At 64.8% G+C, this 18,851-nt stretch carries 18 protein-coding genes; 15 read left to right on the plus strand and 3 right to left on the minus strand.

The annotated features are described in order from the left end of the window. Positions 1-2 precede the first annotated feature (2 nt). The 8 genes from soxB to IG122_RS19225 all read left to right on the plus strand — a co-directional run bounded on the left by soxB (position 3) and on the right by IG122_RS19225 (position 9,366). Positions 3-1,694 (plus strand): thiosulfohydrolase SoxB, encoded by a 1,692-nt coding sequence (gene soxB, locus IG122_RS19190; protein ID WP_193187548.1) that lies wholly within the window; start codon positions 3-5, stop codon positions 1,692-1,694. A 16-nt stretch (positions 1,695-1,710) separates the two neighbouring features. Next, positions 1,711-2,967: a sulfite dehydrogenase gene (gene soxC, locus IG122_RS19195; RefSeq protein WP_193187551.1), complete on the plus strand. Its 1,257-nt coding sequence runs from the start codon at positions 1,711-1,713 to the stop codon at positions 2,965-2,967. Further along, positions 2,951-4,009, plus strand: a complete 1,059-nt coding sequence (locus IG122_RS19200; RefSeq protein ID WP_193187553.1) for a c-type cytochrome — start codon at positions 2,951-2,953, stop codon at positions 4,007-4,009. Before soxC ends, IG122_RS19200 begins: the two co-directional genes overlap by 17 nt. A gap of 17 nt (positions 4,010-4,026) precedes the next feature. Then, positions 4,027-4,749 carry a c-type cytochrome gene (locus IG122_RS19205; RefSeq protein ID WP_226893762.1) on the plus strand — a complete coding sequence of 241 codons (723 nt, stop codon included), beginning with the start codon at positions 4,027-4,029 and terminating at the stop codon, positions 4,747-4,749. A gap of 27 nt (positions 4,750-4,776) precedes the next feature. Further along, the gene (locus IG122_RS19210) at positions 4,777-6,048 is read left to right on the plus strand and encodes an NAD(P)/FAD-dependent oxidoreductase (RefSeq protein ID WP_193187555.1); all 1,272 of its coding nucleotides are present in this window, start codon (positions 4,777-4,779) and stop codon (positions 6,046-6,048) included. Between the two features lie 188 nt (positions 6,049-6,236). Then, positions 6,237-6,695 (plus strand): DsrE family protein, encoded by a 459-nt coding sequence (locus IG122_RS19215; protein WP_226893763.1) that lies wholly within the window; start codon positions 6,237-6,239, stop codon positions 6,693-6,695. 26 nt (positions 6,696-6,721) lie between these two features. After that, a complete protein-coding gene (locus tag IG122_RS19220; RefSeq protein ID WP_193187557.1) occupies positions 6,722-7,801 on the plus strand; it encodes a YeeE/YedE family protein in 1,080 nt (359 codons plus the stop codon). Then, complete coding sequence (locus tag IG122_RS19225) at positions 7,798-9,366, plus strand: fused MFS/spermidine synthase (RefSeq protein WP_193187559.1); 1,569 nt, start codon at positions 7,798-7,800, stop codon at positions 9,364-9,366. The genes IG122_RS19220 and IG122_RS19225 overlap by 4 nt, the downstream gene beginning before the upstream one ends. Here the strand turns inward: IG122_RS19225 and IG122_RS19230 are convergent. The 3 genes from IG122_RS19230 to IG122_RS19240 all read right to left on the minus strand — a co-directional run bounded on the left by IG122_RS19230 (position 9,356) and on the right by IG122_RS19240 (position 12,414). Next, entirely contained in the window at positions 9,356-10,336 is a 981-nt protein-coding gene (locus tag IG122_RS19230) for a sulfurtransferase (RefSeq protein ID WP_193187561.1), read from the minus strand. The two genes, IG122_RS19225 and IG122_RS19230, sit on opposite strands and share 11 nt — an antisense overlap. Positions 10,337-10,541: 205 nt before the next feature. Further along, positions 10,542-11,183, minus strand: a complete 642-nt coding sequence (locus tag IG122_RS19235; protein ID WP_193187563.1) for a Vgb family protein — start codon at positions 11,181-11,183, stop codon at positions 10,542-10,544. A gap of 10 nt (positions 11,184-11,193) precedes the next feature. After that, positions 11,194-12,414: a helix-turn-helix domain-containing protein gene (locus IG122_RS19240; protein ID WP_193187566.1), complete on the minus strand. Its 1,221-nt coding sequence runs from the start codon at positions 12,412-12,414 to the stop codon at positions 11,194-11,196. A gap of 107 nt (positions 12,415-12,521) precedes the next feature. Between IG122_RS19240 and IG122_RS19245 the strand changes: the two genes are divergently transcribed. The 7 genes from IG122_RS19245 (at position 12,522) to IG122_RS19275 (ending at position 18,681) form a co-directional block, all read left to right on the plus strand. Continuing rightward, positions 12,522-12,809 (plus strand): hypothetical protein, encoded by a 288-nt coding sequence (locus IG122_RS19245; RefSeq protein WP_193187568.1) that lies wholly within the window; start codon positions 12,522-12,524, stop codon positions 12,807-12,809. Beyond that, positions 12,806-13,501 (plus strand): DUF899 domain-containing protein, encoded by a 696-nt coding sequence (locus IG122_RS19250; protein WP_193187570.1) that lies wholly within the window; start codon positions 12,806-12,808, stop codon positions 13,499-13,501. The genes IG122_RS19245 and IG122_RS19250 overlap by 4 nt, the downstream gene beginning before the upstream one ends. Before the next feature lie 126 nt (positions 13,502-13,627). Then, positions 13,628-14,815, plus strand: a complete 1,188-nt coding sequence (locus IG122_RS19255; protein ID WP_193187573.1) for an ABC transporter substrate-binding protein — start codon at positions 13,628-13,630, stop codon at positions 14,813-14,815. Between the two features lie 73 nt (positions 14,816-14,888). After that, the gene (locus IG122_RS19260) at positions 14,889-15,671 is read left to right on the plus strand and encodes an ABC transporter ATP-binding protein (RefSeq protein WP_193187575.1); all 783 of its coding nucleotides are present in this window, start codon (positions 14,889-14,891) and stop codon (positions 15,669-15,671) included. Further along, entirely contained in the window at positions 15,668-16,372 is a 705-nt protein-coding gene (locus tag IG122_RS19265) for an ABC transporter ATP-binding protein (protein ID WP_193187577.1), read from the plus strand. The genes IG122_RS19260 and IG122_RS19265 overlap by 4 nt, the downstream gene beginning before the upstream one ends. Positions 16,373-16,375: 3 nt before the next feature. Next, positions 16,376-17,386: a branched-chain amino acid ABC transporter permease gene (locus IG122_RS19270; RefSeq protein ID WP_193187579.1), complete on the plus strand. Its 1,011-nt coding sequence runs from the start codon at positions 16,376-16,378 to the stop codon at positions 17,384-17,386. Then, positions 17,383-18,681, plus strand: a complete 1,299-nt coding sequence (locus tag IG122_RS19275; RefSeq protein ID WP_226893764.1) for a branched-chain amino acid ABC transporter permease — start codon at positions 17,383-17,385, stop codon at positions 18,679-18,681. The genes IG122_RS19270 and IG122_RS19275 overlap by 4 nt, the downstream gene beginning before the upstream one ends. The last annotated feature ends 170 nt before the right edge of the window (positions 18,682-18,851 follow it).

Here is an 18,851-nt window from a genome sequence, read left to right on the forward strand (position 1 = left end):
CCATGTTGTCGCGCCGCGATTTCCTCCAGGCCTCGTTTGCCGCCTCCGCGATTGTCGGTGCCAGCGGTTTCGGTAACTGGGCCCGGCTGGCCGCACAGCAGCGCCTGACCCAGGAGCAGCTGCTGGACTTCGAGACCACGGGCAATGTCACGCTGGTGCATTTGACCGATTGCCATGCGCATCTGAAACCGGTCTGGTTCCGCGAGCCGTCGATCAATCTGGGGGTCGGCGAGGCGCAGGGAAAGCCTCCGCATATTTCGGGCAAGAAGTTTCTCGACACCTACGGCCTTGAAGCCGGCTCTCCGGAAGCCTACGCGCTTACGTCGGAGGATTTCGTCGCCCTGGCGCGCGAATACGGCCGTGTCGGCGGCTTCGACCGGATCTCGACCGTCCTGAAATCGATCCGCGCCGACCGTCCCGATGCCCTGTTCCTCGACGGCGGCGACACTTGGCACGGCTCCTACACGGCGCTCAATACCGCCGGGCAGGACATGGTCAACATCATGAATGCCCTGAAGCCGGACGCGATGACCTCGCACTGGGAATTCACCTACGGCATCGACCGGGTGAAGGAAATCGTCGAAACCTTGCCGTTTCCGTTCCTCGGCGCCAACATTTTCGACAACGAGTGGAACGAACCGGCCTACGACTCGCACGCGATGTTCGAGCGCGGTGGCGTGAAGGTCGCCGTCATCGGCCAGGCCTTCCCCTACCTGCCGATCGCCAATCCGCGCTGGATGTTCCCCAATCTCTCCTTCGGCATCCGCGAGGAACGGATGCGCGAGGTGGTCGATGAGGTCCGCGCGGACGGCGCCGAGCTCGTCGTGCTTCTGTCGCATAACGGCTTCGACGTCGACCGCAAGATGGCCAGCCAGGTCGAGGGGATCGACGTCATTCTCTCCGGCCACACGCATGATGCCCTGCCGGAACCGGTGCAGGTCGGCAACACGCTCATCATCGCGTCCGGATCGCACGGCAAGTTCGTCAGCCGGATCGATCTCGACGTGCGCGACGGCGGGGTCAAGGGCTACAAGTACCGCCTGATCCCGATTTTCTCCGATGTGATCCAGCCGGACCCGGAAATGACCGCTCTCGTCGATGCCGAGCGCGCGCCGTTCAAGGCGGAGCTGGAGGAAGCCATCGGCACGACCCAGTCGCTGCTCTATCGCCGTGGGAATTTCAACGGCACCTGGGACGACCTGATCTGCCAGGCCCTGCTCGAGGAACGGGAGGCCGATATCGCGCTTTCTCCGGGCTTCCGCTGGGGCGCCAGCATTCTGCCGGGCGACCCGATCACGCGGGAGGACATCTATTCCGCGACCTCGATGTCCTATCCGAACGCCTATCGCAGCGAGATGACCGGCGAGCTCATCCACACCATCCTCGAGGATGTCGCCGACAACCTCTTCAACCCGGATCCCTACTACCAGCAGGGCGGCGACATGGTTCGCGTCGGGGGCATGGGCTACACGATCGACATCAACAAGCCGATCGGCAGCCGCATCACCGATATGACCCTGCTGAAGACCGGGGAGAAGATCGATCCCGCGAAGACCTACGTGGTTTCCGGCTGGGCCTCCGTGAATGAAGGTACCGAGGGCCCGCCGATCTACGACCTCGTCGAGCAGTACATCAAACGCAAGGGCTCGATCGAGATCACCCCGAACACCGCCGTCAAGACAATCGCCGGATAGGCCGGAGACTGGAACGATGACCGAAAAGACACCCACTTCACGCAGAAATTTCCTCAAGGGCAGCCTCGCCGCCGGCGGTGCGCTGGCCGCGGCCCCGGCCCTGGCCGCGGGCGATCCCCTTATCACCGAGGTGCAGCCTTGGGCGAACCAGCTCGGCGCAGGCGTCGACGTCGCTCCCTACGGCATGCCGTCGAAATACGAGGCGCATGTCCGTCGCCGCGACGTGCCGTGGCTGACCGCCGATCCGGTCAGCTCCGTCAACTTCACGCCGCTGCATGAACTGGACGGCGTCATCACGCCGAACGGGCTCTGCTTCGAGAGGCATCACGGCGGCACGGCCGATATCGATCCGGCGAAATACCGCCTGATGATCAACGGTCTCGTCGAGAAGGAAATGGTCTTCACCCTGCAGGATCTGAAGCGCTTTCCGCGGGAGAACCGGGCCTACTTCCTCGAATGCGCGGCCAACAGCGGCATGGAGTGGCGCGGTGCGCAGCTTAACGGCTGCCAGTTCACTCATGGCATGATCCACAACGTGATCTATACCGGCGTCTCGCTGAAGACGATCCTCGAGCAGGCCGGCGTCAAGACCAACGGCAAGTGGATCCTCCCGGAAGGCGCCGATGCCTCCGCGATGACTCGCTCGATCCCGATCGAGAAGGCGCTCGACGATTGCCTCGTCGCCTTCGCCATGAACGGCGAGGCGTTGCGGCCGGAGCAGGGCTATCCGGTCCGGCTCGTCGTTCCGGGCTGGGAAGGCAACATGTGGGTCAAGTGGCTGCGCCGGATCGAGGTCGGCGACATGCCCTGGCATCACCGCGAGGAAACCTCGAAATACACCGACCTGATGGAGAACGGTAAGGCGCGGCGCTTTACCTGGGAGATGGATGCCAAGTCCGTCATCACCAATCCGAGCCCGCAGGCACCGATCACCCACGGCAAGGGCCAGACCATCATTACCGGTGTCGCCTGGTCCGGGCGCGGCACGATCAAGGAAGTCCACGTGACGACCGACGGCGGCCGCAACTGGCGGCAGGCGCGGATCGACGGCCCCTCCTGGAACAAGTCGATGCACCGCTTCTATTACGAGTTCGACTGGGACGGCAGCCCGCTGCTGCTGCAGTCGCGCGCGGTCGACAGCACGGGCTACGTGCAGCCGACTAAGAACGAGTTGCGCGCGGTTCGCGGCGAGAATTCGATCTACCACAACAACGGCATCCAGACCTGGTACGTGAACGAGAAAGGGGAGGCGGAAAATGTCGAGATTTCTTAATCTGGCAGCGCTGGCCCTGGCCGTCGGTCTGGCGGCTCCGGCTTCGGCCGAGAACTATGACCTTGGACGCGCCGCGACCCCCGACGAGGTCGCGGCCTGGGACATCGATGTGCGCCCGGACGGGCTAGGCCTGCCGGAAGGCAAGGGCTCGGTGGCCGACGGCGAGGCGATCTACAGTGAACGCTGTGCGGTCTGCCACGGCGATTTCGGCGAGGCGGTCGGACGCTGGCCGGTCCTGGCCGGCGGGCAGGGCACGCTGATGAGTGCGCGCCCGGTCAAGACCATCGGCTCTTACTGGCCGTATCTTTCGACCGTCTGGGATTACGTCCACCGGGCGATGCCTTTCGGCGATGCGCAGTCGCTCAGCAATGACGAGACCTACGCGATCACGGCCTATCTCCTGTATCTGAACGATCTGGTCGATGACGATTTCGAGCTCTCGAAGGCGAATTTCACCGAGGTTCGGCTGCCGAACGAGGAGGGTTTCTATCCGGACGACCGGACCGAGACCGCCGTCTGGAAGAACCGCACGCCTTGCATGGAGAACTGCAAGGAGGAGGTGAAGATCACCAAACGGGCGGCGGTCATCGATGTAACGCCGGACGAAGCCAACGGCGCGGCGGCCGACGCGATGGGTGAGGGTTCCGGAGCGGCGGCTCCGGCCGGCGAGCCGGCCAGTGAACCTGCGACGGAAGTCGCGGCGGTACCCGCCGTCGATCCCGCGCTGGTCGAAGCCGGCGAAAAGATCTTCAAGAAATGTCAGGCCTGTCATGCCGTTGGCGAAGGCGCGAAGCACAAGATCGGCCCGCATCTGAACGGCGTCTTCGACCGCACCGCCGGCACCGCCGACGGTTTCACCAAATATTCGAAGGATATGGTGAAGGCCGGCGAGGACGGTCTCGTCTGGAACGAGGAGACGCTCGCATCCTTCCTTGCCAAGCCGAAGGATATGATCAAGCGGACCAAGATGTCGTTCGCTGGACTGAAAAAGGACGACGAACTGGCTGCTGTGATAGCCTACCTGAAGGCGACGTCCGAATAATATGAGGACATGACATGATGGCGGTGACGGTACGCATTATCCGGGCCCTGGGCCTCGCGATGCTGCTGACCGTCACCGCCTTTGCCGTACCGGTCGGCGCTGTCGAGCTCGGAGACGCAAAAGCCGGCGAGCAACTCTTCCGGGTTTGCAAATCCTGCCACCGCGTCGGTGAGGGCGCGGAGAACGCGGTCGGCCCGCATCTGAACCGGATTTTCGGCCGCGTCGCCGGATCCGTCGAAGGTTTCCGCTATTCCGAGGGATTGGTCCGGGCCGGCGCGGACGGTCTCGTCTGGGACGCCGACAATCTCGATATCTATCTCGAAAACCCGAAAAACCTCGTCTCCAAGACGCGGATGAATTTTGCCGGCATGCCCGATCCGGCGGACCGGTCGCACGTCCTCGCCTATCTCCGTGCTTTTTCCGACAAGCCGAGCAACATCCCGGAAGCGGCGCCGACGGCGACCGCGACGGATCACGATCTCGATCCGGCCATCCTCGCGATCGTCGGCGATCCGGATTATGGTGAATATCTGTCGGGCGAGTGCCTGACCTGCCACCAGAAGAGCGGAGCGAACGAGGGCATTCCCTCGATCACCGGCTGGCCGAAGGCCGATTTCGTGGTGGCCATGCATGCCTACAAGAAAGAGCTCCGACCGCACCCGGTCATGCGCATGATCGCGGGGCGGCTGTCGGATGAAGAGATCGCCGGACTAGCGGCGTATTTCGAAGGCCTCGACTGAACGGGGCCCAAATCGGGAGGAACTGCCATGTCTCTGAGTAGAAGGTCGATCCTGAAAGGTGCGGCAGCGGGTGCCGTGCTGACCGCGGCGCCTATGGTGATGGGCGCCAATCACGGCAAGCCGAAGGTGGTTGTTGTCGGCGGCGGCGCCGGCGGGGCCACAGTGGCCCGGTATCTCGCCAAGGACAGCAAGGGTGCACTCGACGTCACCCTGGTCGAGCCGACCCGTACTTACTACACCTGCTTTTTCTCCAATCTCTATCTCGGCGGATTCCGTACGCTGGACTCGATCGCCCATAGCTACGGCAAGCTCGCCAGCGAGTACGGCATCAACGTCGTGCATGACTGGGCGGTGGGCGTCGACCGGGACAAGAAGACCGTCGCGCTCGCCGGCGGCGGATCCGTGCCCTACGACCGCTTGGTCCTGTCGCCGGGCATCGATTTCGTCGAGGGTTCGGTTCCGGGTTGGGATATCTCCGCGCAGAACAAGATGCCGCATGCCTACAAGGCCGGCTCGCAGACCGAACTGCTGAAGGCGCAGGTCGACTCCATGCGCGAGGGCGGGGTCTTTGTGATGGTCGCACCGCCGAACCCCTATCGCTGCCCCCCGGGTCCCTACGAGCGGGTTTCCATGGTGGCCCATGTGCTGAAGGCGAAGAATCCGAAGGCAAAGATCCTGATCTTCGATCCGAAGGACAAGTTCTCCAAGCAGGGGCTGTTCCAGGAAGGCTGGGAAGCAAGGTATCCGGGGATGGTGGACTGGCTCGACGCCAGTTTCACCGGTCCGTTGCAGGAGGCGCGGCCGGACAGCATGGAAGTGGTCGTCGGCGGCGAGGTGACGAAGGCCGATGTGGTCAACGTGATCCCGGCGCAGAAGGCCGGCCGCATCGCCGAGCTGGCCGGTGTGACCGACGAGAAGGGCTGGGCGCCGGTAGTGCCGGCGACCATGCAGAGCCGGATGGACGAGAACATCCACGTGCTCGGCGATGCCACCAACCAGGGCGACATGCCGAAATCCGGCTTCGCGGCCAACAGTCAGGCGAAGGTCGCGGCCAATGCGATCCGCGGCGCGCTTACCGGCTCCAAGGTGTTCCCGGCCAAGTTCTCGAACACCTGCTGGTCGCTGATCGACACCGACAACGGGGTCAAGGTCGGCGCGGCCTACGAGGCGACGCCGGAGAAGATCGCCAAGACCTCCGGCTTCATCAGCCAGACCGGCGAGGATGCCGCGTTGCGCAAGCAGACCTTCGAGGAAAGCCTTGGCTGGTACTCCGGCATCACGACCGACATGTTCGGTTGATCCGCATCAATGCCGCGGCCTGCGGGCGAAGTACCTTGGGCCGCGGTTGCCTCTCTTGCCCGGCAACGCTGCCGAGAATGTGACGAAAGAGTCCGGTCAGAAAATGCTAATCGCCTATCTTGAGAGGCTCCGCTCCGGCGCGGGAACAATGCGCAGGCGGGCCAGGCCATTTCAAAGGGAGACGCGAAATGCCGTTTCTGTTCCGGGTGCTCGTCCTGATGTGTCTTTTGACAATCGGATCTGCCTTACCGGGAACCTCGCGGGCGGACGATGGGGTTCACAAGCTTGTCCTGCAGATCAGCGACAACGATCCGCACAAGATGATGGGCGTCCTGAACGTCGCCGCCAACGTATCGCGGCACTATTCCGGGATCGGCGAGGAGGTGGAGATCCGCATCGTCGCCTTCGAGGCCGGGTTGCACCTGTTGCGGACCGACACCGCGCCGGAGGATGTGGCCAAGCGGGTCCGGGGCTTCGGGATGAGCATGCCGAACGTCACCTTCGTTGCCTGCGGCAACACGATCGACACCATGGAGCGGCTGGAAGGCAAGAAGATCCCGATCCTCGAGGACGCGGAAATCGTCCAGACCGGGGTTGTCGCGCTGATCGAGGCCGACGAGGCCGGGTGGACCATCGTCCGTCCGTGACCCCGGCGGTCGGCTGAGAGGGCGTTATGGAGTTTCTCGAAAATCTTCTCGCGACGGACCTCGTATCGGATCCGGCCAAGGCCGCGCTCTGCGGCATCCTCGTCGGGCTCGTCTTCGGTGCCTGCGCCCAGGCAAGCCGGTTCTGCCTGAGAAGCGCCTCGATCGAGTTCTGGGGCGGCAAGCCGGGGCCGAGCTTCGCGATCTGGCTGCTGGTCTTCGGCTCCGCTCTCCTCTTCGTCCAGATCCTGCTCTCGTCCGGTATCCTCCCAGTTAACGAGGTGCGCCAGCTGTCCTCCGCCGGCACGCTCTCGGGCGCGATCATCGGCGGCGCGATGTTCGGCGTCGGGATGATCCTCGCGCGCGGCTGCGCAAGCCGGCTGCTCGTGCTCTCGGCGACCGGAAATCTCCGTGCCCTGATGACCGGATTGCTGGTCACCGTGATCGCCCAGGCGGCGCTGACCGGGTTGCTCTCGCCCCTCCGCCTCGAGCTTTCCGCGCTCTGGTCGGTTGGACCGGACGCGCGAAATCTCAATCTGCACCTGCCCGCCTATGCGGGTCTGGTCGTCGGAGGCGTGCTTCTTGCGCTTGCCGTTTTCCTCGCCTGGCGCGCCGCCCTCGGGACCGGACGGACCCTGATCTCGATCGTCCTCGGCGGTTCGATCACCCTCGGATGGCTGCTGACGGCCTCGCTCGCCCATGTCTCCTTCGAGCCGGTCTCCGTCCTCAGCGTGACCTTCACCGGCCCGTCGGCGGATACGCTGATGGCGCTCATCACCCAGCCGGCGATCCCGCTCGAATTCGGCGTCGGCCTCGTGCCGGGCGTCGCGCTCGGGTCGTTTGCCTCCGCCGTGCTACGGAAGGAGTTCCATGTCCAGGTGTTCGACCAGTCGACCGGGATGGTGCGCTATGTCGTCGGCGCCGTGCTGATGGGCTTCGGCGGTATGCTGGCGGGTGGTTGCGCGGTCGGGGCGGGCGTGACCGGAGGGTCTGTCCTGTCCCTGACCGCCTGGCTCGCGCTGCTTGCCATGTGGCTCGGTTCGGGTGCCTGCCAATGGCTGATGGAACGGCGGACACCGGCTTTCGGTAACGGCCGGGTGGCCTCATGACTCTTGCGATCCGGTTTTTCCTCGCGGCGGTTCTGTTCCTCAGTTCCGCTGGCGGTCTCGTCGTCGAGATCGTCGCCGGGCGCCTGATCGCGCCCTATGTCGGCATGTCGCTCTATACCTGGACGGCGATCATCGCCGTGGTGCTGGCGGGCCTTTCGGTCGGCCACTGGATCGGCGGCCGGATGGCGGGCCCGGAGGTGGATCGGACCAGCGGCATGCGCCGCCTCGCAATCGCCCTTGCCCTCGCCGGCGCCACGAGCCTGCTCGCGCTCCTGCTGCTGAACGATCTCGCCGTCGGTCTGCTCTCCTCCGGGCTCGGGCAGGTCACCATCGTGGTGCTGCTTGCTACGGCGCTCTTCCTGCTGCCGAGCCTCTTTGTCGGTATGGTCGCGCCCGTCGTCACCAAGCTTGCCGTCGACGAGGCGCCGGAACGGACCGGTGCAATCCTCGGACAGATGTATGCCATCGGGACGGTCGGCAGCATCGCCGGCACGCTGTCGGCGGGCTACTTCTTCATTTCCTGGGTCGGCTCCGCCGGGACGCTGATCGCAGTGACGCTGCTCTATGCGGTTCTTGCGCTCGCCTGCGCCCTGCTCGCTGGCCGGAAAGCGGCGCTGATTGCCTGTGTCGCGATGGTCGGGCTATCCGTGCCCCTCGCCGGAACAGGTATCGCGCGCGGGGCCTTCACCTCCCGCTGCACGGTGGAGAGCGACTATTTCTGCATCGTGATCGACGATTTCGCGCCCTATAGCGGCCGTCCGAGCAAGCTCATGGTGCTCGACAACCTGGTGCACAGCATCAACGACCGGGACGATCCGAGCCTGCTCTACAGTCCCTATATCCATTTCGTCGATGAATATGCCCGCCGCCGCTTTCCTCTCGATGTGGCGGGCACGGAGCTCTCCGCCTTCTTCATCGGCGGCGGCGGATATTCCCTGCCGCGTGCCTGGGCCGCGACGGTGCCGGCCGCGCGTCTGGTGGTGGCGGAAATCGACCCGGCGGTGACAGTGGCGGCGCGTGATCATCTTTGGCTCGACCTGTCGGCGCCGGGGCTTGAGATCCATCACCGGGACGCCCGCGCCTTGCTGCAGTCCCTGCCGAAAGAACCGCAGTTCGACGTGATTTTCGGCGACGCCTTCCATGACATTTCGGTGCCGACCCATCTGGTCAGCCGTGAATTCCACGGCGAGGTGGCGGCGCGTCTCAGACCGGACGGCTTTTATGTGGTCAACGTGGTGGACGGCGCCCGAAACCCGCGTTTCCTTGCCGCGCTGGTGCATACGCTGGCGCAGGATTTCGGTGATGTCGCGATCTGGCGGGAAGCGGGGGAGCAGACCGGGGTCAGCCCGGAGGGGCGGATAACCTACGAGGTGGTCGCTTCGGCCTCCGGCGCGCCGGTCCCGGCGATCCATTCCGCCTTCGGGATCCGCCGCACCTGGCAACGGATCCCGATCGGGGATCTGATGGATCCCGGTTCGGAACCCCCGGTGGTCCTGACCGACGATTTCGCGCCGGTCGACCGATTGCTTTCCGGGGTCCTGTTCTCGGCCGTTTCTACTGAATGAGCTGCGTCAGCTTCTCGCCGCCGGTCTGATTGTCCAGAGCGGAGTCGACGGGCAGCTTCGGGTCCGCCGACCATTCGACCATCGAGCCGTCATACATCCTCGCCTGCTCGTTCCCGAGGATCTCCTGGGAGACGAACCAGCCGAGGCTGGCCCAGTGGCCGGTATTGCAGAAGCTGACCTGCGCGCCTTCGGTCGGGATCCCCGCCATCGCGTAGAGCTTCGAAATGGTGTCGCGGTCGCGGAAGGTGCCGCCGTTCTGCGTCAGCCAGTTCTCCGGCAGGTTTCGGGCGCCCGGAATGGTCCCGGCGCGCTTTGCCTTGCCGTGCTTGTTGAGGCCGAGGAACTGGTCCTGCGGACGGTTGTCGACGATCACCTCGCCGGCCGTCGCGGCAGCGGCCATATCGGTCTTGTCGACCAGCATTTCCTCGCGCAGCTCGGCGGAGAAGATCGTCGGCTCCAGTTTGACTTCACCCTGCTCGAGCGGATTCACCGGAAGCTTGGTCTTCTCGTCGATCTCGGCGGTATAGGCCTGCATGCCGCCATTGAGGATCGAGACCGCGTCGTGGCCGACGACCTTGAAGGTCCAGTAGATGCGCGTCGCAGTCCCCATATCGAGCGCCGACTTTCCGGCCGGAACGATGACGACATGGTGCTCGTTCTCGATGCCGAGATTGCCGATCGTCGTCTCGAGCGTGTCGACGGTGGAGAGCTGGGCGATGGTGCCGTTGCCGTCCTGGGTGCGCCAGCCGTCCTTCAGGTAGTCGGTCCAGATCGCGCCGGGGATGTGGCCGTCGAGGTAGGTCTGCTTGGTCGCCCCGTCGAGCTCGCCGCGGACGTCCAGAAAGACGATCCCGGGCTCACCGATATGCGCCTTCACCCAATCGATGCTCACGAGCGGCGTCACGGTTTCGGCGCGCGCCGCGCCGGCAATCATGACCAAAGCGAAAAGGGATGCGATCAGTTTCTTCATGGTCTTGTCCAATCGAAGCCAGGGCGCGGGATGTTTTCGGAAAAGCACCGGGCCCGATCTCGTGGAAAATAGAAAGATCGTTCCTGATTGCCTAGATGTGGGTCATCAAATAGAAAGGGTTGGTCAATGAGTCATTCTCGCCTGACCGTCCCTTTCCCGATTCCGGAAATATGTGACCGGGTTATGCCCGCCGGAAAACGGCAAATTATCCGGAATCCCTGGGCCGCCTGATGGCCCGCACGGTCTGGCTGGTGCCGCCGCCGCAGAAGAAGCGCTCTCCACCATCGGATTCCAGACCGGAGACACCTTTGCCGTCCGGCATCTCGAGACATTCCAGAACCTCGCCCGTCGAGGGATCGATCCGGCGGAGATCGCTCTTGTCCTCCTGCCAGGTCCCATGCCAGAGCTCGCCCTCGACCCAGGTCACACCGGTGACGAAACGGTCGGAGGCGATGGTGCGGAGGATTGCGCCGGTCTCGGGATCGATCTGATGGATCTTCGCGCCGCGATGCTCGCCGACCCAGAGCGATCCCTCCGCCCAGGCCATGCCGGAATCGCCGCCCTTCGCGGGCGCGGGGATGGTCGCGAGGATCGCTCCGGTCTCGGGGTCGATCTTGTGGATCACGGCCTCGGCGATCTGGAAGAGGTGCTTGCCGTCGAACGCGGTGCCCGCGTGGGCGGCGACCTCAATCGACCGGAGGGTCTCTCCGCTCTCCGGGTCGACGGCATTCAGCTTGTTGCCGGTTGCGACCCAGATCCGGGCGCCGTCGAAACTGACGCCGGCGACGCCGTCCGTACCCGGGAAGGGTCCATATTCACGCGTGATTTCAGCTTTCGATCGTTTCATGGGGGGGATCCTATCCTCTCGGCGACAAGGCCGGGAGTAACAAGCATGTCGGGAAACCGGGGATGGTACGGGCGACCCAGCGGCAGGCCCGGCCGCGCCCGAAGGACTCGACCTTGCCCTCCGAGGACAGTTCCTCGAGGGCGCGCTGGGTTGTCCGGGCGCTGACGCCGAGCGCAAGCGCGAGCGCCGAACTCGACCAGGCCTCGCCGTCGGCAAGCAGGGCGAGGAGGGTGCCGTGTCTCTCTTCGGCGGGCGGTGCCAGAACCGCAACGCCTGAATGTGTGTGCGTCTCAAGAACGAAGCCCGCCTTGGTCGCCTTGAGATTGGCCATCGCGCTCAGCTTCCTGCGGAGCCGTCCGATCTCGACGCGCAGCCGTGCACGGTGCGACTCGTCCGCGTGTTTCGCCCCGAATGCGCACGCGAGCAGTTGCTCCCGCGTCACCTCGTCCGGCCAGGCTTCTGCAAGTGCGCGCGCGAGCGCGAAGAGCACCGGCCGTCCGGCGAGACGCACTTTATGCCGGCCGCTGCGTATGGCGTCGCGGCAGGTATCGACCAGCAACATGTCCGAGGCAATCAGCGCCTCGACCTCTTCAAGCCCGGCCAGTCGATTTGTCCCCCCGGTGATGATGCGTGCGGCCGGAGCTGCGAAAGCCTGCTCGGCGTGCCCGACCTCTGCCAGCAATGCTGGGATCCCGGCGCTGTTCGCTGTGCGCCTGGCTTGGCCGAGTGCGTCTCGGACATCTGCGGCCCTGACCCGCCGCATGGCGATCCCGGCGGCGACCAGCGCAAGCCCGACCCGGGACGCGGGCGGCAGGGCCGTACGGTCTGTTTCGGCGACGAGTGCGGCGGCATCGTCGAGCTTTCCGGTCAGAAGATGCCAGCGCGCGAGGAGGTACCCCGCATGAGCGGCGTTCATTTCGTCGCCGAGGGACGCAAGTGTGAGACGCGCCGTCTCGAGCGCGCCCGACGTGCGGACGAGATCGCGGGAGACCAGAGCGATTTCCGCTTCCGCCACGGCGCAGCGCGCCCGCGCGACCGGCTCGCCGGTGCCAAAAGCCTTCGCCGCGCGGCGAAGCAGGTCGCGTGCGCGGGGAAAGTCCTCGAGCTGCGCCATCGCGATGCCGCGCAGGGCCAGCGCGGGCGCATCCTCGCGGAGGGCGACCCGCTTCAGTGCCCCCAGCGGATCGCCCGCGGTCAGCGCCTGCGACGCGGCAGTGATCAGCGAGTCCATGCAAATCCCGTCAGACTTGTCACTCCCACCCGCCGTTCGCCCCGTCCTAAACCGGATCCGGGTTCTGCAGCGGCCGGTGACGGCCACCATTCAACGGGAGCGCGAAAATGACAACCTGGATCCGAGCAAAATGGCGGACGGCCCGTTCGCTTTGCGGTGCCGCTTGGCTCGGTCTGGCGGCGTCGCCGACCTTCGCGCTCATGGCTTTGCTCGAGTCGAACAGCCCACAATCCCCTCTCTGCATGGCGGGGAGCGGTGGTCTGCCGATCGGCGGCATGGTCTGGATGTATTTGCTGATGAGCCTGTTCCACCTTCCGCCCTGGCTGAAGCTCGCCAGAGGCCACACGCGGAAGGCCGGAGACACCCTTTTCCCGAACCAAGGAGACAGAACATGAATGCGCATAACGTCGTTTCCCGCGAGGATTGGCTCACGGCCCGCAAGGCGCTGCTTGCGAAGGAGCGGGCGCTGACCCATGAGCTCGACGCGCTCCGCGCCGAGCGCCGGCAGATGCCCTGGGTAAAGATCGAAAAACCCTACCGCTTCAAGGGACCGGACGGCGAGGTCTCGCTCCCGGACCTCTTCGGCGACAAGAGCCAGCTCGCGATCTACAATTTCATGCTGAGCCCGGGCTCCGACCATATCTGCCCGGGCTGCTCCTTCATCTCCGACCATGTCGATGCCGCCCGCCGGCATTTCGAGCAGGCCGATCTCGCCTTCGCGGCGGTGTCGCGTGTGCCGCTCGAGCGGATCGAGGCGGTCAAGGCACGGATGGGCTGGAACTTCCCCTGGGTTTCGTCCGAGGGCAGCGACTTCAATTACGATTTCGGCGTCTCTTTCACAGAGGAGCAACTCGCCTCCGGCCGGGCGATCTATAATTACGGTGCGGTGATCGAGAAGGCCCGGGATCTCTTCGGAGCCAGCATCTTCGTGAAAGACGAGGATGGTGCGGTATTCCACACCTACTCGACCTTCAGCCGGGGCGCGGAGCTGCTCATCGGCGCCTTCAACTGGCTCGACCTTGCGCCCAAGGGGCGGAACGAGACCGACGGGACCATGAGCTGGGTGCGCCTGCACGACGAGTACTGACGCGGTATCCGGCGCCTGCCGGCGGGGGCGAAGAATCCGGCTGTTCCCGTTTCGCTCCCGTTGCCCGCGGCACGCGTCTCTGTATAGTGTGCGGAATCACAAAACCTACACACAGGGGGAGCGAACATGAAACGCTTGCTACCGATGCTGTGCGCAGCCGTTCTGACGACGACCGCGGCACAGGCCCAGGATACCGTTAAAGTCGGCATGCTGCAGGGCTTCACCGGCCCGACCGAATCTCTCGTCAAGCCGATGGCGCTCGGCGGCGAGTTGGCCATCCAGGAAGTGTCCGACAGCGGCATTTTCCTCGGCGGCAAGAAGGTTGTCTCCGTGCGCGGCGACAGCACCTGCGTCGACGCCGCTGCCGCGACCGCTGCCGCGAACCGTCTGATCACGTCCGAGGGGGTCAACGGCATCGTCGGTGCGACCTGTTCCGGCGCGACCACTGCGGTTCTGAACAACGTCGCCCGTCCGAACGGCATGGTGATGATCTCCCCGTCCGCCACCTCGCCGGCGCTGACCACGATCGAGGATGACGGCCTGTTCTTCCGGACCGCGCCGTCCGACGCCCGCCAGGGCCAGATCATCGGCGAGATCCTCGTTGCCAAGGGCATCAAGACCGCCGCGCTGACCTACACCAACAATGACTACGGCAAGGGCCTCGCGGATTCGATCCAGTCCGCCTTCGAAGGCAAGGGCGGCAAGATCACCGCCGTCGCCGCGCATGAAGACGGCAAGGCCGACTACTCCGCCGAAGTCGCGACCCTCGCGGCCGCGGGCGGCGACATCCTGATCGTCGCGGGCTATCTCGACCAAGGCGGCAAGGGCATGATCCAGGCCGCGCTCGACACCGGCGCCTTCGATCGTTTCGTGCTGCCGGACGGCATGGTCGGCGAAGCGCTGACGGACAATTTCGGCGCCTCCCTCGACGGCTCCATCGGCACCAACCCGGGCACCGACAGCCCGGGCGCGGCCCAGCTTGCCAAGCTGGCCGAAGGCAAGGGCTTCAAGGGCGACGATCCCTATGTCCCGGAAGCCTATGACGCCTCCGCGATCCTGCTGCTCGCCATGCAGGCCGCCAACAGCACCGATCCGGCCAAGTACAAGGGCATGATCGAGAAGGTCGCCAACGCTCCGGGCGAGAAGATCTATCCGGGCGAACTCTCGAAAGCGCTCAAGATTCTTGCCGATGGCGGCGACATCGATTATGTCGGCGGCACCGCGCTCGAACTGATCGCGCCGGGCGAGTCCGCGGGCAGCTTCCGCGAGACCACGGTCGAAGGCGGTAAGTGGAAGACCGTTGCTTACCACTGATCGGTCGAGCTGAGACGTTTACGGGGAAACGGTCGGGCGCGAGCCTGACCGTTTTGCCTATATGGGCTAACGGATGATCAAAGTAGAAAACGTCACCAAGCGCTTTGGTGGCATCCACGCCGTCAACGGCGTGTCGCTGGAAATCCAGCAAGGCTCCATTACCGGCCTGATCGGCCCGAACGGAGCGGGGAAGACAACGCTCTTCAACATCATCGCCGGCGCTTTCCCGCCGACGTCGGGGAAGATCTATCTCGACGGCGAGGATATCTCCGAGCTCGAGCCGCACCAGCTCTTCCACAAGGGGCTGCTGCGCACCTTCCAGATCGCGCATGAATTCTCCTCCCTGACGGTTCTGGAGAACCTGATGGTGGTCCCGGGCGGCCAGCCCGGAGAGGAGCTGAAACATTCCTGGTTCAATTTCGCCGCGGTGCGCGCGCATGAGGAAAAGGTCCGCGAGCGCGCCCGCGACGTAATCGAATTTCTGGAAATCCCGCATCTCGAGAACGAGCTCGCCGGCAATCTCTCCGGCGGCCAGAAGAAGCTGCTGGAGCTCGGGCGCACCATGATGGTGGACGCGAAAATCGTCTTCCTCGACGAGGTCGGCGCCGGCGTGAACCGTACGCTGCTGCAGACCATCGCGAACTCGATCCTGCGCCTGAACAAGGAGCGCGGCTACACCTTCTGCCTGATCGAGCACGACATGGATTTCATCGCCCGGCTCTGCGACCCGGTCATCGTCATGGCCGAAGGCAAGCTGCTGACCCAGGGCTCCGTCGACGAGGTGATGAACAACGAGGAGGTCATCGAGGCCTATCTCGGGACCGGCCGGAAACACAAGCGGGTGTCGGATCAATGAGCTTTCTCTCCGCGACCGGGATGACCGGCGGCTATGGCGGGGCCGATATCCTGACCGACTGCAATCTGAGCGTGGAACGCGGCGAAGTCGCCGTCGTCGTCGGCCCGAACGGGGCCGGAAAGTCGACGGCGATGAAGGCCGTCTTCGGGATGCTGAACCTGCGCGAGGGCAGCGTCGTCTTCGACGGCGAGGACATCACGCGCATGGCGCCGCAGGAGCGGGTGCGCCACGGCATGGGATTCGTGCCGCAGAACCGAAACGTCTTCGTCTCGCTCACCGTCGAGGAAAACCTCGAGATGGGCGCCTTCATCCGCGAGGACGACATCACGGAATCGAAGGAGCAGGTCTTCTCGCTCTTCCCGATCCTCGCCGAGAAACGCAATCAGCCGGCGGGCGAGCTCTCCGGCGGCCAGCGCCAGCAGGTCGCGGTCGGCCGCGCGCTGATGACACAGCCGAAGCTGCTGATGCTGGACGAGCCGACCGCCGGCGTCTCGCCGATCGTCATGGACGAGCTGTTCGACAAGATCGTCGAGGTCGCCCGCACCGGCATCGCCATCCTGATGGTCGAGCAGAATGCACGTCAGGCGCTCGAGATCGCCGATCACGGTTTCGTCCTCGTGCAGGGCTCCAACCGCTTCACCGATACCGGCGAGGCCCTTCTGGCGAACGAGGAAGTTCGCCGTTCCTTCCTCGGGGGCTGAGCCATGGATATCGCCAACGCGTTCGCGCTTCTCAGCAACTTCGTCATCGTGCCGGCGATCGCCTACGGCGCGCAGCTCGCGCTCGGCGCGCTCGGGGTCACGATCATCTTCGGCATCCTGCGCTTCGCCAATTTCGCGCACGGGGAGATGATGTCGTTCGGTGCCATGGCGGCGATCCTCGCCACCTGGGGCCTGCAGGCCGCCGGGGTGAGTATCGCCCCGCTGCCGACCGCGCTTCTGGCGCTGCCCGTCGGGATTCTCGCCGCCGTGGCGATGGCGCTGCTGACCGACCGTTTCGTCTTCCGCTTCTATCGCAAGAAACGGTCGAACCCGATCGTCTTCGCCATCGTTTCCGTCGGCGTGATGTTCGTGATGGCCGGCCTCATCCGCATCGTTATCGGGCCGGACGACCAGAGCTTCGCCGACGGCGCGCGCTTCCTCTTCACCGTGCGCGATTTCAAGGCGGCGACGGGTCTCGAGCAGGGGATCGGCGTCAAGCAGACCCAGCTCATCACCGTCGTCGTCGCCCTCGTCGTCGTCGCCGCGCTCTTCTGGTTCCTGCAGAAGACGCGCTGGGGCAAGGCGATGCGGGCCTATTCCGATGATGAGGATCTGGCGCTGCTCTCGGGCATCAATCCGGAGAAGATCGTGATGATCGCCTGGGTCATCTCGGCCGCGCTCGCCGCCATCGCGGGCACGCTCTACGGCCTCGACAAGACCTACAAGCCGTTCATCTTCCTGCAGATCCTGCTGCCGATCTTCGCCGCCACCATCCTTGGCGGCATCGGCCAGCCGGTCGGCGCCGTTCTCGGCGGCTTCATCGTCGCCTTCTCCGAAGTGACGGTGACCTACGCCTTCAAGCGCTTCCTCGCCTATCTCGGGCCGGACGGCTGGGTGCCGGAAGGTCTCGTGCAGCTGCTCTCCACCGATTACAAGTTCGCGGTGTCCTTCGTCATCCTGGTCGCGGTGCTGCTTGTGCGGCCGACGGGCATCATTCGAGGTAAGGTCATATGACGAAGAAGGTCCCCCTCTATTACGGCGCGATGGGGCTGATCCTCATCGCCGTCGGTCTGTTCCAGAGCTGGGCGGTGGCGTTCGGCATCCTCAATCTCTGCCTGATCTCCGCCATCATGGCGCTCGGCGTGAACATGCAGTGGGGCTATGCCGGTCTCTTCAATGTCGGGATCATGGGCTTCACCGCGCTCGGAGGGCTGGCCGCCGTCCTGGTCTCCATGGCGCCGGTCGGCGAGGCCTGGTCCGTTGCGGGCGGCGATCTCGCCCTCTCGCTGCTGAGCCTTGCCGCAACGGTGGCCGCGATCGTCTTCGCCCGCCGCAAGGTTGCACGTGCACTGCGCCCGTATGTGACGGTGCTGCTGTTGATCGCGGGCTATTTCCTGATCTCGCATTTTTTCCTCCCGGCGACCGACCGGATCGAGGCGATCGATCCGGCGCTCTCCGGCTATCTCGGCGGCCTCGGCCTGCCGATCCTGCTGGCCTGGCCCGTCGGCGGACTGGTCGCGGCGGGCGCGGGCTGGCTGATCGGCAAGATCTCCCTCGGGCTCCGTGCCGACTATCTCGCCATCGCCACCCTCGGCATCTCCGAGATCATCATCGCGGTGATCAAGTACGAGGAATGGCTCTCCCGCGGGGTCAAGAACGTCACGGGCATTCCGCGCCCGGTGCCCTACGAGGTCGATCTCGTCGAGGCGGACTGGTTCCTCTCGCTCGCCTCGACGTTCGGTGTCAGCGACGTCTCGGACGCTGCGGGAATCTTCGTGAAGATCTGCTACGCGCTGCTCTTCATCGCCGTGCTCGCAATCATCATGTGGCTTGCCGAGCGGGCGCTGCAATCCCCCTGGGGCCGCATGATGCGGGCGATCCGCGACAACCGCGATGCGGCCGCCGCGATGGGCAAGGACGTGAAGGCCCGGCATCTGCAGGTCTTCGTGCTCGGCTGTGCGGTCTGCGGCGTGGCCGGTGCCATGCTGGCGACCTTGGACGGCCAGCTCACCCCGACCAGCTACATCCCGCTGCGCTACACCTTCCTGATCTGGGTGATGGTGATCCTCGGCGGCTCCGGCAACAACTGGGGCGCGGTGCTGGGCGGCTTCGTGATCTGGTTCCTCTGGGTGCAGGCGGAACCGCTCGGCGCCTGGTTCATGACCGTGATCACCATGCCGCTGCCGGAAGAGTCCGGCCTCGCGAAGCACCTGATGGCCGGGTCGGTCTATATGCGCTACCTGCTGATGGGCGCGATCCTGCTGCTGGTCATGCGGTTCGCGCCGAAGGGGCTGATACCGGAGCGCTGATGAGCACGCTCGTGCCTGCACGACAAGCCTGGATGCGGCCCGGCTCTTTCCAGCCGGGCGGTCTCGTCTGGCCGCAGGTCCGCCGCAAACATGCCCGTCATTCAACAGGGTCAGTCGAAAAATAGAAAAAGCATTTCGAAATTCGTATTAAATTGTCGGTCATACTTATG

It is taken from the genome of Nisaea sediminum, from assembly GCF_014904705.1.
In the GTDB taxonomy this organism is placed as follows: Bacteria; Pseudomonadota; Alphaproteobacteria; order Thalassobaculales; family Thalassobaculaceae; genus Nisaea; species Nisaea sediminum.

What these genes read in the sequence shown, in the direction of transcription:
- IG122_RS19255 (WP_193187573.1), top strand. Translation starts at nt 13,628, where the DNA reads ATGAAACGCTTGCTACCGATGCTGTGCGCAGCCGTTCTGACGACGACC.
- IG122_RS19215 (WP_226893763.1), top strand. Translation starts at nt 6,237, where the DNA reads ATGCCGTTTCTGTTCCGGGTGCTCGTCCTGATGTGTCTTTTGACAATC.
- IG122_RS19275 (WP_226893764.1), top strand. Translation starts at nt 17,383, where the DNA reads ATGACGAAGAAGGTCCCCCTCTATTACGGCGCGATGGGGCTGATCCTC.
- soxB (WP_193187548.1), top strand. Translation starts at nt 3, where the DNA reads ATGTTGTCGCGCCGCGATTTCCTCCAGGCCTCGTTTGCCGCCTCCGCG.
- IG122_RS19240 (WP_193187566.1), bottom strand. Translation starts at nt 12,414, where the DNA reads ATGGACTCGCTGATCACTGCCGCGTCGCAGGCGCTGACCGCGGGCGAT.
- IG122_RS19230 (WP_193187561.1), bottom strand. Translation starts at nt 10,336, where the DNA reads ATGAAGAAACTGATCGCATCCCTTTTCGCTTTGGTCATGATTGCCGGC.
- IG122_RS19220 (WP_193187557.1), top strand. Translation starts at nt 6,722, where the DNA reads ATGGAGTTTCTCGAAAATCTTCTCGCGACGGACCTCGTATCGGATCCG.
- IG122_RS19270 (WP_193187579.1), top strand. Translation starts at nt 16,376, where the DNA reads ATGGATATCGCCAACGCGTTCGCGCTTCTCAGCAACTTCGTCATCGTG.
- IG122_RS19250 (WP_193187570.1), top strand. Translation starts at nt 12,806, where the DNA reads ATGAATGCGCATAACGTCGTTTCCCGCGAGGATTGGCTCACGGCCCGC.
- IG122_RS19225 (WP_193187559.1), top strand. Translation starts at nt 7,798, where the DNA reads ATGACTCTTGCGATCCGGTTTTTCCTCGCGGCGGTTCTGTTCCTCAGT.
- IG122_RS19210 (WP_193187555.1), top strand. Translation starts at nt 4,777, where the DNA reads ATGTCTCTGAGTAGAAGGTCGATCCTGAAAGGTGCGGCAGCGGGTGCC.
- IG122_RS19260 (WP_193187575.1), top strand. Translation starts at nt 14,889, where the DNA reads ATGATCAAAGTAGAAAACGTCACCAAGCGCTTTGGTGGCATCCACGCC.
- IG122_RS19245 (WP_193187568.1), top strand. Translation starts at nt 12,522, where the DNA reads ATGACAACCTGGATCCGAGCAAAATGGCGGACGGCCCGTTCGCTTTGC.
- IG122_RS19235 (WP_193187563.1), bottom strand. Translation starts at nt 11,183, where the DNA reads ATGAAACGATCGAAAGCTGAAATCACGCGTGAATATGGACCCTTCCCG.
- IG122_RS19265 (WP_193187577.1), top strand. Translation starts at nt 15,668, where the DNA reads ATGAGCTTTCTCTCCGCGACCGGGATGACCGGCGGCTATGGCGGGGCC.
- IG122_RS19200 (WP_193187553.1), top strand. Translation starts at nt 2,951, where the DNA reads ATGTCGAGATTTCTTAATCTGGCAGCGCTGGCCCTGGCCGTCGGTCTG.
- soxC (WP_193187551.1), top strand. Translation starts at nt 1,711, where the DNA reads ATGACCGAAAAGACACCCACTTCACGCAGAAATTTCCTCAAGGGCAGC.
- IG122_RS19205 (WP_226893762.1), top strand. Translation starts at nt 4,027, where the DNA reads ATGGCGGTGACGGTACGCATTATCCGGGCCCTGGGCCTCGCGATGCTG.